This is a genomic window from Caldibacillus debilis DSM 16016 (genome assembly GCF_000383875.1).
GTDB lineage: Bacteria > Bacillota > Bacilli > Bacillales > Caldibacillaceae > Caldibacillus > Caldibacillus debilis.
Window position 1 is genome coordinate 1 of the sequence record NZ_KB912901.1, and the last position, 12,161, is coordinate 12,161.

A 12,161-nucleotide genomic window follows, 5' to 3' on the forward strand; every position below is an offset into this window, starting at 1 on the left:
ATCGAGTAGGAGGGGGCGGCTAACCCCCGTCCCCTCACACCACCTAGCATGCGGGTCCGCACTAGGCGGTTCGTCAACCTTGACGGAGTTCGAAGTATCGTTGCGTCAAACTTTTGAGACCTTGGGCCTTCCAGTAGGACTTTCCCAGTGCTTGGTGCAGTTGAGGAGTTTTTGTTGTCCGCCATGCCCCTTTTCGGGTATTCGCAATCTCCAAAACCGTTCTCTCGTTCAGCCCCAGTGCCCTCAATTCGCGCATTCTCGTTCTCACCCGTTTCCATTGGAGCCATAGGCACAGTCGAAGCCGTCGACGCACCCATCCCTCCATGTTCCTGAGAATGGATGGGGTTTCGATGAGTTGGAAATACCCCATCCATCCCATGGTGTATTGATTCACGCGACGAATGCGTTCTTCCATTGGGAGACTCCAGTTGGGATTAGTTGATTGTCGAATGCGCTGTTTAAAGCGTTGAATCGACTTGGGAGCGAGGCGAATGCGTGCTTCCCGTTCCGGTGTAAAGCTGAATCCAAGAAACGTACGCTTCCACGGACGGTCCACGGCGCTTTTCTCCTCATTGACCTTGAGTTTGAGCTTCTTCTCTAAGAACCGTTGGATGCCTTGTTTCACCCGTAATCCTGCCCGTAGACTTTTTACGTAGATATTGCAGTCGTCTGCATAACGGCAGAATTTCAGTCCCCGTTTCTCCAATTCCTTGTCCAGATCATCGAGAAGGATGTTCGCAAGCAGAGGACTGAGCGGCCCGCCTTGCGGCGTCCCTTCCTCCGTCTGCACCTTCACCCCTCCGATCATGACGCCGGCTTGCAGGTACGCGCGGATCAATTTCAGCACGCGTTTATCTTTGACTTTCCGGGCAACCCGGCTCATCAGGATATCGTGGTTGACCCGATCAAAGAACTTTTCCAGGTCGATGTCCACGACATACCGGTATCCTTCCCGGATGTATCGTTGCGCTTGCCGAACGGCGTCATGGGCGCTGCGGCCAGGACGGAATCCGAAGCTGTAGGGAGAGAAGTCCGGGTCAAAGATCGGCGTCAGTTCCTGGAGGATGGCCTGTTGGATCAACCGGTCCATCACGGTGGGAATTCCTAACAGCCGTATGCCGCCGTTGGGTTTCGGGATTTCGACCCTGCGGACAGGCGTCGGCCGATAGGTTCCCTCCAAGAGTTGGGCTCGAATCGAGCTCCAGTGCGTCCGGATATAATCACGGAGTTGATCAGTCGATACTCCGTCGATTCCCGGCGCTCCCCGGTTGGCTTCGACCCGTTTGAGCGCCGTGATGAGGTTGTCTCTCGCTAAGATGCGTTCCAACAGAGCCATTTCAGTTCTTCTCCTTCCGCGGGATGAGATTCAGGTCTTGCCGGGCTGTGCTCAGCCCTTTGACTGAGGACCTCCGGGCTTCACCCATCTTTCCTCAGTCAAGTTCCTAAGGGGAATTCTGCTTCCACGCACAGCATCTCGAAAGAGTCTGATTCACCCCTGAGTTGACGTTCGGCCCTTCCTGTTTCAGGCGTCCCTTACTCCAGTACTATGGCCTCTGCTGACTCCTGTACGTTCAATAGAACCTTTCGGTTCTGGTTACCATCGTCAGAAGGCGTTCCGTACAGGCCTCCCCGGATAAGGGCGGACACTTTCCACTCATGCACCTGCCCAATATACCTCCACAGCCCTTGGCGGCTTGGGACTTCGTCTTGTTTCGCAGACTCGTCCGACTGTGACGGCCTCCGATTGGGTTCGTGTACCTCAGGTCGAGTGTTTGCCTCCAGCTTCCTTCGGATTCCGCCTCACAGCGGACACCCTTGCCTTCAGCTAACGGTAGGCGCTCGCCAGCCCCCGTTCGGGACTTTCACCCTATAGCGTCACACCCATGCCGGGCGTACAAAAAAAGATATCCCGGATCTTGCGGGATATCGGATAGGGAACCGCTAACGGTAAAAGCCCGGATGGCCCCAAGAATGGGGATACCAGGGATGGCCCCAGTGGGGAAAATGGCCATGCCATCCGTGCCCGGGCCAAAAATGGTGGCCGTGATGATGCCCGAAATGGTGACCGTGGGGATGGCCGCCATGGTGAGGATGGCCGTGGTATCCGCCGAAATATTGTCTTTCTAATTCCTCATCGATGGAAAAATCGGGAGAATAATAATACATTCAAGCACCCTCCTCCTTTTGTCTTTCATGATAAAAGTATGAGACGGTTTGCCATAAGGTGCTTGAACATCCCCGCCATTCCCCCATCCTGCCGCCCATTTCCGGCATCCGGCGCAACCCTTCCCGGGATCGGCGGCCCCCTCCCCATTCGGGCAAAAAAAGATTCCTGAATCCGGGCCCCTTTCCCTCACCCGGAATTTTCCCGTCCTGAAATTTTGATCAGGAAATTCCCGGCCGGCCGGAATCCTATCGGGCTTGCAAAAATTCGATCAATTCCTTGCTTTGGATCCTGCGCTTCTTCCGGAATTCCGCCCTTTGTTTTCCGGTCTCGTTCAACCATTTTTCCTCCTCGGTTTCCGGCACTACCTGGGGAACCGGTTTCGGCCTGCCTTGTTCGTCAAGGGCGACAAAGGTCAGAAAGGACGTGGCGGCCATGTGGCTTTCTCCCGTCAGCAAATGTTCAGAAGTCACTTTAACGAGCACTTCCATGGATGTTTTGCCCGTCCATGTGACCATGGCTTCCAAAGTGACCGCATCCCCGAGTTTGATCGGGCGAAGGAAATCCACCGAATCGATGGATGCTGTCACAAGGGGTGAACGGCACAGCTTTTGCGCAGAGATGGATGCGATATCGTCTATGTACGCAATTAATTTCCCCCCGAACAGAGTTCCGTGGTTATTCGTGTCCTGCGGAAAAACCCTGGCGGTTTTAACGGCTTTCGTATCCTTCATCAGCACCTTTTTTTCTTCCATTGTTGACACCTCTTGGAAAATTTTTGTGGTACCATTATAGCAAATCCTTAAAGAAAAAAGAAAAGCTGCCGAAAGGCCGCATCGCCGGCTTTTCGGGCAGCTCCCCGCGTTCTAGGACCAAATGGGAATTTTAAGTGTTTGAAACGGCGATCTTCAGCCGAACGGCTGTGTTAGTTTAGTACCCTACGAAAGCCACACCTACGATGATCAGCAAAATAAACAGCACGACAATTAAAGCAAAGCCGCTGCCGCCTCCGTAACCGCTCATGACAACACCTCCCCTCTGCCATTAACAGGTTATGCAGAGGAAAACCAACGGACAAGGCAAGTATCTCGGTGGCTTCACACATTTTTTAAATTCTTTCGCATGGCATGCGGGCCGCTCCATGGCATTGGAAAAAATTTTTCGGTGCCAGTCCGCATCCGGGCACAACAATCGTTCACCCCATCGCACTGCCCATCAGTGCTTGCCGGCCTGCATTCCTTTGCTTTCTGCGCCCAGGGTCAAAACGGAAGCCGGAATGGGACGGGAGGTGAATTGACGACCGTATGATCCTTGCCGTTCCAACCGAAAGTAATGGGCCGACACGCAAATCAATTTTTTTGAACCCGCTCCTCGCCCATTTCTTCCTCCGTCATGGAGAAGCGGCAGGCAAACCGGATCTTCATGGATTTCGCTGAAATAGGCGGCGGCGCCTGCCGGTCCGGATCGCTGTTCGCTGATTTTCTGCATGCGGACGGTTCACGGCTTTCCTTTTGCTTTCGCCTGCCTGTCGAAGTTTTTTACCGCTCTTTCCGATCCTCACACCCTTTCAAGGACGAGTTTCCGGCACTGCCGGCCTCCATCTCGGGCGGATTAGGGTCCTGATTTTAGACATTCCGCATCGGATGTTGGATGCCGGAAGCGATGATGGACATTTTTCTTGCGGTGATGGACGTTTTTTCCGTGATGAAGGTTATTTTCTCTTCCATGTCGGTTAAATGATTTTTCATGTTGAACAAAAATGTTAAAATGATGAACCGATCGTTGAAAATGTCGGACGGTCCCATGGGTTGTTGAACAATTTTTTTCAGATGTTAAACGATCCGATTGAATTGTTGGACCATCCGTCGGAGCCAAAACGGATGTTAAACGTTTTACGCAAGATGTTGGCCAAAGGAATCTTTTATTGAACGTTTTTCCAAAAATGGCGGACATTTTTTCCCGGAACCATCCGCATCCGATGGAAAAGGGCATGTTGGACATTCACGTCCAAAAAAGAACGTTCGTCATTCCTTCGCTTCGTTAAACAACAATCCTCCCGGCCCAAACGATAGGCAAAAAACAAGGCGAAATGGAACCAGTCCTCCATCCCCCGGGCCAAAGGCCGGGATCCTGACAAAACGTTTCTGTGAAAAACGGAAATCCGAAGAATTCGGTCATCCCTTGCCGCTTGCCGTTTCTTGGTAACATTCGCATTTTTCCGGGGGATTTGTTACAATAAAAACCGCAACCATTGAATGAAAAGGGGATCCCGGACATGTGGAATTCACTCCTTGCTGAAGAAACGATCCAAATCAGGGACGGACTTCTCGTTTTCGCCCTTTTTCTTTTCCTCTACTGGATCTTCAAAAAATGGATCTTTCAAGGGGTATTGGCTTTGCTGCAAAAAACCCCGTCGAGCTTTTTGCCCTACCTGTGGGAATCCTTCAAAAGACCGATCCAAGTCGGGCTCATTGCGGCCGGTCTGATTTGGGCCGTTCATATCTTCCCGTTTGTCCATATCGGCCAGCCTTTCCTTGAAAAGGTCGCCCGTTCCGTTTTCATCGTCCTGCTCACCTGGGGATTTTACAACTTCTCTTCCACCTCATCCTCCATGTTCGAAAACTTGAAGAAACGGATGAACGTGGATATCGATCAAATTTTTATCCCCTTTTTGTCCAAGACCATCCGCCTGGTGATCGTCGCCATATCGATCACGATCATCGCCCAGGAGTTTAATTACAATATCAGCGGGTTCATCGCCGGGTTGGGATTGGGCGGGCTGGCCGTCGCCCTCGCCGCCAAAGAAGTCCTCGCCAATCTGCTGGGGGGAATCGTGATCATCTTCGAACGGCCTTTTTCCATCGGGGATTCGATCACGACGCCGAGCGTAGAAGGGACGGTTGAAGACATTACCTTCCGAAGCACGAAAATACGGAATCCTTCCCAAGCCCTCGTTACCGTTCCCAATTCCATCCTGGCGAACCAACCGATCACCAATAACAGCCGCATTGGCAAAAGAAAGATTTCCTTTAATCTGGAGATCCTTTGGGCGCCCAGGAACAAGCTGGAAAGGGCGGTAAAACGACTGGAAGAAATGCTCCATCGCCACCCCGGCATCCAGCCGGAAGACGTCTTCGTCAAGCTGGATCAAATCCGGGACGGAAAAATGGTGTTGATTTTCAACTTTTTCACGAAGTCAAGCGAATGGAGCGATTATTTGGATATTAAACAGGAAATCAATCTCAACATCCTGCAAATTTTGGAAGAAGAAGGCCTGCAGGTGGCCAATGCACCCCAGCCGATGGCTCCCGGAAGCTCCGCCCCGCAGCAGGGAAGCAAAAAAAATGAACCCGGTTCATAAGCTGCCCGGCGGACCCGAAATCGGCGGATTTCCTTCCCCATGGACAAACGCCTAAGTTTCCGCCGGGAACGGAAACGAAGGAATGGCCGATCCGCACCAGCCCGTTTTCCGGGGCAGGCCTGCCTGACCCCGTCACCCGCCCCCTCCTTCCGGCCCCTGGCGGTCTTCTCCCTGCGCTTTTCATGGGCAGATAGCCGCTGCCAAGCAAAAAAAGGGCCGTTTTTCCGGCGGGCCGGCTCCTGCCGGGCGCGAATGATCGATGAAGTCCAGGAATTTGTGTAAAAAGAAGCGGGCGCAAAGCCGTTCCATTTCCGGAAGGCGATGTTCCCTTGACTGGGAGCAGGGTTTTACACAAATAGGAGGACTTGATCGAATGACCCGTTTTTTCACGAATGAGGATTATAAAAACGCAATGAAATGATGGAGAATGCAGGCGTCCCCCCGATCGGTTCTGATCCGGTATTGGTTTTTTGCGGGACACGTCAAAGTTCCAAGGGATGGATGATAGACATCCCCTGCCAATGGGAGGGCCAGGCCCACCAAAACAAATGAGCAGGGATGTCGTTCCAAGAAAAACAGGAGTACGGTCCCGTTCTCCTCATTTCTTATTTGGAAATAAGGTGTACGCCATGCCCAGAAAGTTCAAATGCAAAATGATCGCCGGCATATTAACCGCATTCAATTCCGGGTTTTTATATTATGTCATTGAAACGAATAATAGCCAATCCGCCGGAAACGGCAACTTTTTTATAAACTTTCTCGATATCATACAAAAGGTGTTCATCATTACGATTGGATCTGTCGTGCCGTTGATTTTTCTGATCGGTATTCCCGTTTCTCTTTTGATCGATTCCCTTTTAAAAAAAATGAAACTCGACAAAAATATAATCTCTTTTATCCTTCATATGATTCTTTTTGAATTGGGCGTGCTTGTCTATTGGATCGCTTCATTCGGATGGGACCATGTACGAAATATGCCGGAACCCGCATTGGCGTATCAATTGTTTTTGTTTTCCTACACGCCCGCCGTTTTTTGGTTGATCAATTATGCCTTGCTGCGGATGACCGGTGAAAAACCGGAAAGAGCAGCGGCCAACATCGACGGCGACCCCGGTTCGTTAAGAAAATGAACCGCCTTGGACCAGACCGGCCAGGAACGAACCCCCGCAATTTTCCAATCGCCGCCCTGCCGTCCCATTTCATAACAAACCTGAGGAAAATCGTCATGATATGCTCCCCATTAGGTAGACAGATGAAAAAAAAATCTGTTTATCGAATGGGGAGTTTTTTATGCCAAAAAAATCATTTTCACCTGACATCAAAATCATGGCAGTTCGATATTTAGAAGAAGGCCTTTATACAGGACAAGAAATTTGTAAAATGTTTCATGTTTCCGAAACCACTCTGTATGAATGGCACGCAAAATATGAATTCGGCGGAGTGACCGAACTCATACGTCCTGCGAAAAATAAAGTCTATTCGAAGGAGTTAAAACAAAGCGCTGTTGAAGATTATTTATCAGGCAATTATTCCATGTTTGACATTCAAGCCAAATATGGAATTAGCAGTTTATCTGTGTTCAAAAAGTGGTTAAAACTTTATACTAGTCATAATGAATTACAAGATTCAGGTAAAGGAATGAGTCAATCGATGACGAAAGAAAGAAAAACCACTTTAGATGAACGTATACAAATCGTACAAGCTTGCCTGGCGAATAGGAAGAATTATCAAGAAACCGCGTCGCAATACAAAGTGTCCTATCAACAAGTGTATCAATGGGTACGTAAGTTTGAACAAGGGGGAGAAGAAGCACTTCACGATCGTCGTGGACGTACGAAACCAGCTGAAGAACGTACACCAGAAGAAGAATGGCGCTTAAAAATTCAACAGATGGAACGCGAAAACGAGCGATTGCGTGCGGAAAATTTATTGTTAAAAAAATTAGAGGAAATCGAAAGGAGGTATCGTTAAGCCGAGTACGCAGGCAATATCTTTATCTAGCGATTCAAGAACTAGCAGCTGCTGAACACTTTTCGATTGTTTTATTGTGTGAACTTGCCGGAGTCTCCCGTTCTGCTTATTACAAATGGTTAAAGCGTCAACCAACCGTACAAGAACGAGAAAACGAAAAACTGATCGCATTTATCCAACACATATACACACAAGTGAATGGGATTTATGGCTATCGTCGTATCACCATGACCATTAATCGTAAGCGTAAAAAAGAAGGCTTGGAGAAAGTGAATAAGAAACGGATTTATCGCCTCATGCAGCTTTGCGGTTTACAGTCTGTCATTCGACGTCGTCCGAAAAAGTACAAAAAAACAACACCGGTTTACGTGGCAGAAAACCTATTAAGCCGTGAGTTTACTGCCGCAAAGCCCAATCAGAAATGGTGCACAGATGTAACGGAGTTCAAATATGGCAATGACAAAAAAGCGTATTTAAGTGCCATCATTGATCTGTATGATAATTCTATCATCAGTTACGTACTTGGTCATTCGAATAATAATGATTTAGTGTTGAAGACCATTCAATCCGCCATACGTCAGTTGTCAAAAGATGAAAAACCGCTTATCCATAGTGATCGAGGATATCAGTATACCTCCAAAGAATTCAAGCGAATCCTAGAGGAAGCAGGAATGAAGCACAGTATGTCGAGGGTCGGTCGCTGCATTGATAATGGCCCTATTGAAGCGTTTTGGGGAACACTGAAAGTAGAAAAATATTATTTACACAAGTATGAAACGTTTGAGGCATTACAATCCGCCATTGACGAGTATATCCAATTTTACAACAACGAACGATATCAAGAAACACTAAACGGCTTGAGTCCATTAGAATTCAGGTCCCAAGCCGCGTAAAAGTATTTTTATTATTTCCGCTGTCTACTTGACAGGGAGCAGTTCATCATTTTCACGCCTCAGGTTTTTTTAATGTAAGGGTCAGGCTGCCGGGCTTGGCGCCGATCGGGAGATATGCTGCCCGGCCCCGGGGAAGGCGGATCCGTCCATCCTTCCTTTTCCCGATTTCCGATCCTCCGCATGAGACGATACGGGCCGCCCGCCGGACGGTCGCTCCTTTCGGCAAATAATCAACAACCGGGGCCCGTTCGAAGTCCCCGAAGAAACGGCACCGTACGATCCGCCGCGGCAAAATACCGGCATTTCGCAGGAAAAGGGATTTGCCTCGGCCAACATTTTTATAAGGCGGAAGGTTTTATGGATGGCGTGAATACTTTTTCTGTAGACCCACTCGCCACTTATCTGTTATGCTAGGAAGGCAGTCGGGTGCGGGCGGACCGGCTTTTACGGCGGCGGACCTGTCCGCCGCGGAAATGCGGAGAAAACCGCTCCCGCGAAGCAGACTTTGGAGGAATGGATGTTGGAAAAATACGAGGACCTGAAAATCGGGGAAAAAGGCATTTGGATCAGCATCGCCGCCTACATCGGCCTCGCCGTTGTCAAAATCATCGCAGCCGGCCTCGGCCATTCGGAAGGATTGAAGGCGGACGGGCTCAACAACTTGTCGGACGTGATCGGAAACGCGGCCATTTTGGCCGGGCTGATCATCGCCAGGAAGCCGCCGGATGAGGATCACCGTTACGGCCATTTCCGGGCGGAAACGATCGCTTCCTTGTTCGCATCCTTTTTCATGTTTTTCGTCGGCGGAAAAGTCCTGTATGACGCCTTCCGCAAATTTTTCTCCGGGGAGCAGGTTCCCCCCGATTGGTCGACGGCTTGGGTCGCCTTGCTCGGCGCCGTCGTCATGCTGCTCGTTTTCCGGTTGAATTTCCGCCTGGCAAAGAAAATAAACAGCCAGGGACTGCTCGCCGCTTCTTACGATAACCTTTCCGACGCGCTGGTCAGCGTCGGCGCCCTGATCGGAATCATCGGCGCCCGCTTCCGCATGCCCTGGCTCGATCCTTTGGCGGCCGCCGTCGTCGGGCTCGTCATCTTGAAAACCGCCTGGGACATCTTCCGGCAGACCCTGTACTTTTTGTCGGACGGCTTCGATCAAAAGGAACTGCGCGCCATCCATGAAACGGTCCGGTCGATCGACGGGGTGCTCGACGTGAAAAGCTTGCGGGCGAGAATGCTCGGCAACCGGACGTTCGTGGACATCACCATCTCCGTCAACCCGGAACTTTCCATCAAAGAAGGGCACGATATCGCCGATCTCGTGGAAGAGACGCTGGCGAAAAAACATCATATTACCTATGCCCATATCCATATCGAACCGGAAACGGAAAAGGGCACTTAGTTTTCTTTCGGCCGGATGGGGACGGGCCGTTCCTTCCGCGCCGGCCTTTATCCCCTCTTCATTTGAAGGAGCGATAAACCTTTCCGCTCCGCCGCCAAATTCCCCTCCCATCATCCCTTTTCGATTCCCGGCTTATAGCCATAGGGTCCGGAGGTCAGCCCGGGGGTTTGATTCTTCCAATGGATTTGTACCGTCCCATCCTGATTGTACAGGGCGAGGGCGATATCCGCCAGATCATCCAGATTTCTCCCGTTCGCCATCAACTGCTGGTTGAGCCAGATCTTATCCTTGTTCAAAAATCGCAAATTGATCTCCACGATTTCCCCGTCGACGATGAGGGGAATCGGAATGAAGGGCGGCTCGGGATCCATCTGCATATCCCCCGGCTGCAGCGGCCGGATCCGGCTGTTGGGGATGACGCTGATCATCCCGTTGTTTTCGTAAGCAGCCAGAGCCAAGTCCTTCGGATCGGAAAACCCTTTCAGGCGGATTTGCGAAAGCAGATCCTCGACGGGCATCCGGATCTTCTTCAGCGCCTGGTAATCGACCGCCCCGTCTTTGATCAGGACGGTCGGCTGGCTGCCGAGCCATTCTTTCGCCGCCGGCTTCAAGAGAAGATATTGGAAAAGGAGATAAAGCCCGGCAAGCACCAACGGCGCCAGAACAGCAGCGGACATCCGAAAGGAAATCAGCGAAGCGCTGAACAAGCCTGCGGCAATCATGACGAGCAGCAATTCAAAATTGTCCATCGCCGCCACCGATTTTCTCCCGAAAAGGTAAATGGCGGCAAATCCGAGGCAAAAGACGAGGACGGGCTTGATGAAGAGGCTGACGATCACTTCCATTTTTTTCACCTTCCTGCCTTGATCTCACTTCCGCTTCCACGCTTTCCTATTACTACTATTCCCCCTCCTTCCGTGGAAAAAATCCCGGCAATAACTGACAATATAAAGGAAGAATAGAACTTGCGGCGATTGCGAAAATAGGAATAGGACGGGAGGTGAAATCATGACTGTCGGCACAAAAATCGCCCAAACCATCGCCAACTGTGAATCCGTGCTTGCCAACCTTCATTCCTTTACCCTTGACACCCAGGATCAAAACGTAAAACAGATGTTTAAAAACCTGGCCCAACAGCAGCAAATGATCCTCGAAAGTTTAAAATCCCGGCAAGCCTATATCGAAAGCGAAGAACCCCAATATAAACAATAGACGCTATTCCGTTTCCGGAATTTCATTCCCGAAATGGCAAAAGAACGCCAAACGGGGCGTTCTTTTGTTGATCACGGCTTTTCCATTTTGGCAGCCATCGTTTCGATGGATCGGATCACCTGGTCCAGTTTCGCTTCGATCCGGTAAAGCAAAAACAGCGTCACGGCCGCGGGAAAGCCGAAATCGCTGATCAAGGGCAGCCAGTCGGCCATGGGGAACCTCCTTTTCATCGGATAAACGGGGGAAACGCCGGTCAACAGACCGGCCGTTCCCCTGACGGAAGTTTACGACATCGGGAAAATTTCCACGTTCCGGTCGACGAGCCGGGCCTCTTTTACGGCAGCCAGGGATTCCCCCTTCGCTTCAAAAACGTCCGCGGCTATGATTTGCTCCATGGCGCTTTTGATTTCGTCGCCGTTCAGGGGTTCCTTCGGGTCATTGACGGACAGGTTCACCGTTTTTCCCGACCCGGTCAAAAAATACAGCATCAATGTTTTCGCCATCTTTTCCCCTCCTTCCTCTCCATCATCCCAAGATTTCCTCCACGTTCGTCCGCTCGATGGTAAACAGGGGCAATGCGCAAAGGGAGGCGATCGCCTGGGCGGCTTGGAAAATTTGATCCGTCGTCGCCGAAACCTTCACATTGTTATACCCCTTTGTCTTCAATACCGGCTCCCCTTTTTCGTTCCGGCCGGCTTCATACACGAGCCGGAGATTCGCATCGATCAACGAGGAAGCTGCCACCTCTCCCACCCCCTTTCATCTTATATATAGGAAAGACCGTCCGATAAGGGCTATGGGGAGATGAAGGATGCTTGCGCGGAAAAATTGCCTTCCCGGAAGACAGGCATTATAATTAAGGATGAACGGAAGCGGAGTATTTGGGGTGTGTAACGATGTGTCAAGCGTCAGTGAAAATGTCATACTAACGCGTCAGTGAATATGTCACTGATATATTTACTTTGACCTCAGTTCATTCAAGCCGGTTTCAGTTCCTTTGAATTCGTGGGCCTATATTTGCGCCAAGGATGATCAGGTCCTGGCTTGTACGATTTCTTTTCTGAGCTCTCCTTTTTCTTTTCAGGAGTTTTTGCCGCTTTGTTCCGGGTTGCTTCCATCAAGGGGTAGGGCTTACCTTTGTACCAGACAAACAGTCTGCCA

Annotated in this window: 14 protein-coding genes and 1 pseudogene; 5 read left to right on the forward strand and 10 right to left on the reverse strand. The window is 50.5% G+C overall.

What is annotated here, in order from left to right; all coding sequences use genetic code 11:
- Window positions 1–73: 73 nt before the first annotated feature.
- The 5 genes from ltrA to A3EQ_RS23125 all read right to left on the reverse strand — a co-directional run bounded on the left by ltrA (window position 74) and on the right by A3EQ_RS23125 (window position 3,912).
- Entirely contained in the window at window positions 74–1,336 is a 1,263-nt protein-coding gene (gene ltrA, locus A3EQ_RS0112755) for a group II intron reverse transcriptase/maturase (protein WP_020154220.1), read from the reverse strand.
- A 605-nt stretch (window positions 1,337–1,941) separates the two neighbouring features.
- Window positions 1,942–2,166 (reverse strand): hypothetical protein, encoded by a 225-nt coding sequence (locus A3EQ_RS0112765; RefSeq protein ID WP_020155558.1) that lies wholly within the window; start codon window positions 2,164–2,166, stop codon window positions 1,942–1,944.
- Window positions 2,167–2,412: 246 nt separating this feature from the next.
- Window positions 2,413–2,919, reverse strand: coding sequence for an acyl-CoA thioesterase (locus A3EQ_RS0112775; protein ID WP_020155560.1), 507 nt, complete (start codon window positions 2,917–2,919; stop codon window positions 2,413–2,415).
- Window positions 2,920–3,094: 175 nt separating this feature from the next.
- A complete protein-coding gene (locus A3EQ_RS22225; RefSeq protein WP_020155561.1) occupies window positions 3,095–3,187 on the reverse strand; it encodes a YjcZ family sporulation protein in 93 nt (30 codons plus the stop codon).
- A 602-nt stretch (window positions 3,188–3,789) separates the two neighbouring features.
- Window positions 3,790–3,912, reverse strand: a complete 123-nt coding sequence (locus A3EQ_RS23125; RefSeq protein ID WP_280510710.1) for a hypothetical protein — start codon at window positions 3,910–3,912, stop codon at window positions 3,790–3,792.
- Between the two features lie 527 nt (window positions 3,913–4,439).
- On the opposite strand from A3EQ_RS23125, the gene A3EQ_RS0112805 reads away from it, so the two are divergent.
- The 4 genes from A3EQ_RS0112805 to A3EQ_RS0112830 all read left to right on the forward strand — a co-directional run bounded on the left by A3EQ_RS0112805 (window position 4,440) and on the right by A3EQ_RS0112830 (window position 9,788).
- Complete coding sequence (locus A3EQ_RS0112805; protein WP_020155566.1) at window positions 4,440–5,525, forward strand: mechanosensitive ion channel family protein; 1,086 nt, start codon at window positions 4,440–4,442, stop codon at window positions 5,523–5,525.
- 629 nt (window positions 5,526–6,154) lie between these two features.
- The gene (locus A3EQ_RS0112810) at window positions 6,155–6,655 is read left to right on the forward strand and encodes a hypothetical protein (protein ID WP_020155567.1); all 501 of its coding nucleotides are present in this window, start codon (window positions 6,155–6,157) and stop codon (window positions 6,653–6,655) included.
- Between the two features lie 160 nt (window positions 6,656–6,815).
- Window positions 6,816–8,389 (forward strand): IS3 family transposase gene (locus tag A3EQ_RS22230; RefSeq protein WP_154652875.1). Its coding sequence is split into 2 segments (ribosomal slippage): window positions 6,816–7,455 and window positions 7,455–8,389, totalling 1,575 coding nucleotides; the frame shifts between segments, so codons are not numbered across the junction.
- A gap of 517 nt (window positions 8,390–8,906) precedes the next feature.
- Window positions 8,907–9,788 carry a cation diffusion facilitator family transporter gene (locus tag A3EQ_RS0112830; RefSeq protein WP_020155571.1) on the forward strand — a complete coding sequence of 294 codons (882 nt, stop codon included), beginning with the start codon at window positions 8,907–8,909 and terminating at the stop codon, window positions 9,786–9,788.
- A 110-nt stretch (window positions 9,789–9,898) separates the two neighbouring features.
- Here the strand turns inward: A3EQ_RS0112830 and A3EQ_RS0112835 are convergent, their stop codons facing one another.
- Entirely contained in the window at window positions 9,899–10,633 is a 735-nt protein-coding gene (locus A3EQ_RS0112835) for a DUF421 domain-containing protein (protein WP_020155572.1), read from the reverse strand.
- A 163-nt stretch (window positions 10,634–10,796) separates the two neighbouring features.
- Here A3EQ_RS0112835 and A3EQ_RS0112840 point away from each other — a divergent pair, with 163 nt between their 5' ends.
- On the forward strand, window positions 10,797–11,000 hold the full coding sequence (locus tag A3EQ_RS0112840; RefSeq protein WP_020155573.1) for a DUF1657 domain-containing protein: 204 nt from the start codon (window positions 10,797–10,799) through the stop codon (window positions 10,998–11,000).
- Window positions 11,001–11,071: 71 nt separating this feature from the next.
- On the opposite strand, the gene A3EQ_RS21085 is transcribed toward A3EQ_RS0112840, so the two are convergent.
- The 4 genes and pseudogenes from A3EQ_RS21085 to A3EQ_RS22810 all read right to left on the reverse strand — a co-directional run.
- Complete coding sequence (locus A3EQ_RS21085; protein WP_081626234.1) at window positions 11,072–11,212, reverse strand: YvrJ family protein; 141 nt, start codon at window positions 11,210–11,212, stop codon at window positions 11,072–11,074.
- Window positions 11,213–11,284: 72 nt separating this feature from the next.
- Window positions 11,285–11,503 (reverse strand): DUF2922 domain-containing protein, encoded by a 219-nt coding sequence (locus A3EQ_RS0112850; RefSeq protein ID WP_020155575.1) that lies wholly within the window; start codon window positions 11,501–11,503, stop codon window positions 11,285–11,287.
- A gap of 22 nt (window positions 11,504–11,525) precedes the next feature.
- Complete coding sequence (locus tag A3EQ_RS0112855; RefSeq protein WP_026499951.1) at window positions 11,526–11,744, reverse strand: DUF1659 domain-containing protein; 219 nt, start codon at window positions 11,742–11,744, stop codon at window positions 11,526–11,528.
- Window positions 11,745–11,977: 233 nt separating this feature from the next.
- Window positions 11,978–12,161: pseudogene (locus tag A3EQ_RS22810) on the reverse strand (ISNCY family transposase); the annotation flags it as partial.

Excerpts from the sequence above, each read along its gene's own strand:
- A3EQ_RS0112840 (WP_020155573.1), top strand. The coding sequence starts at position 10,797 with ATGACTGTCGGCACAAAAATCGCCCAAACCATCGCCAACTGTGAATCC.
- A3EQ_RS0112805 (WP_020155566.1), top strand. The coding sequence starts at position 4,440 with ATGTGGAATTCACTCCTTGCTGAAGAAACGATCCAAATCAGGGACGGA.
- A3EQ_RS0112765 (WP_020155558.1), bottom strand. The coding sequence starts at position 2,166 with ATGTATTATTATTCTCCCGATTTTTCCATCGATGAGGAATTAGAAAGA.
- A3EQ_RS23125 (WP_280510710.1), bottom strand. The coding sequence starts at position 3,912 with ATGAAAAATCATTTAACCGACATGGAAGAGAAAATAACCTTCATCACG.
- A3EQ_RS21085 (WP_081626234.1), bottom strand. The coding sequence starts at position 11,212 with ATGGCCGACTGGCTGCCCTTGATCAGCGATTTCGGCTTTCCCGCGGCC.
- A3EQ_RS0112835 (WP_020155572.1), bottom strand. The coding sequence starts at position 10,633 with ATGGAAGTGATCGTCAGCCTCTTCATCAAGCCCGTCCTCGTCTTTTGC.
- A3EQ_RS22225 (WP_020155561.1), bottom strand. The coding sequence starts at position 3,187 with ATGAGCGGTTACGGAGGCGGCAGCGGCTTTGCTTTAATTGTCGTGCTG.
- A3EQ_RS0112850 (WP_020155575.1), bottom strand. The coding sequence starts at position 11,503 with ATGGCGAAAACATTGATGCTGTATTTTTTGACCGGGTCGGGAAAAACG.
- ltrA (WP_020154220.1), bottom strand. The coding sequence starts at position 1,336 with ATGGCTCTGTTGGAACGCATCTTAGCGAGAGACAACCTCATCACGGCG.
- A3EQ_RS0112830 (WP_020155571.1), top strand. The coding sequence starts at position 8,907 with ATGTTGGAAAAATACGAGGACCTGAAAATCGGGGAAAAAGGCATTTGG.
- A3EQ_RS0112775 (WP_020155560.1), bottom strand. The coding sequence starts at position 2,919 with ATGGAAGAAAAAAAGGTGCTGATGAAGGATACGAAAGCCGTTAAAACC.
- A3EQ_RS0112810 (WP_020155567.1), top strand. The coding sequence starts at position 6,155 with ATGCCCAGAAAGTTCAAATGCAAAATGATCGCCGGCATATTAACCGCA.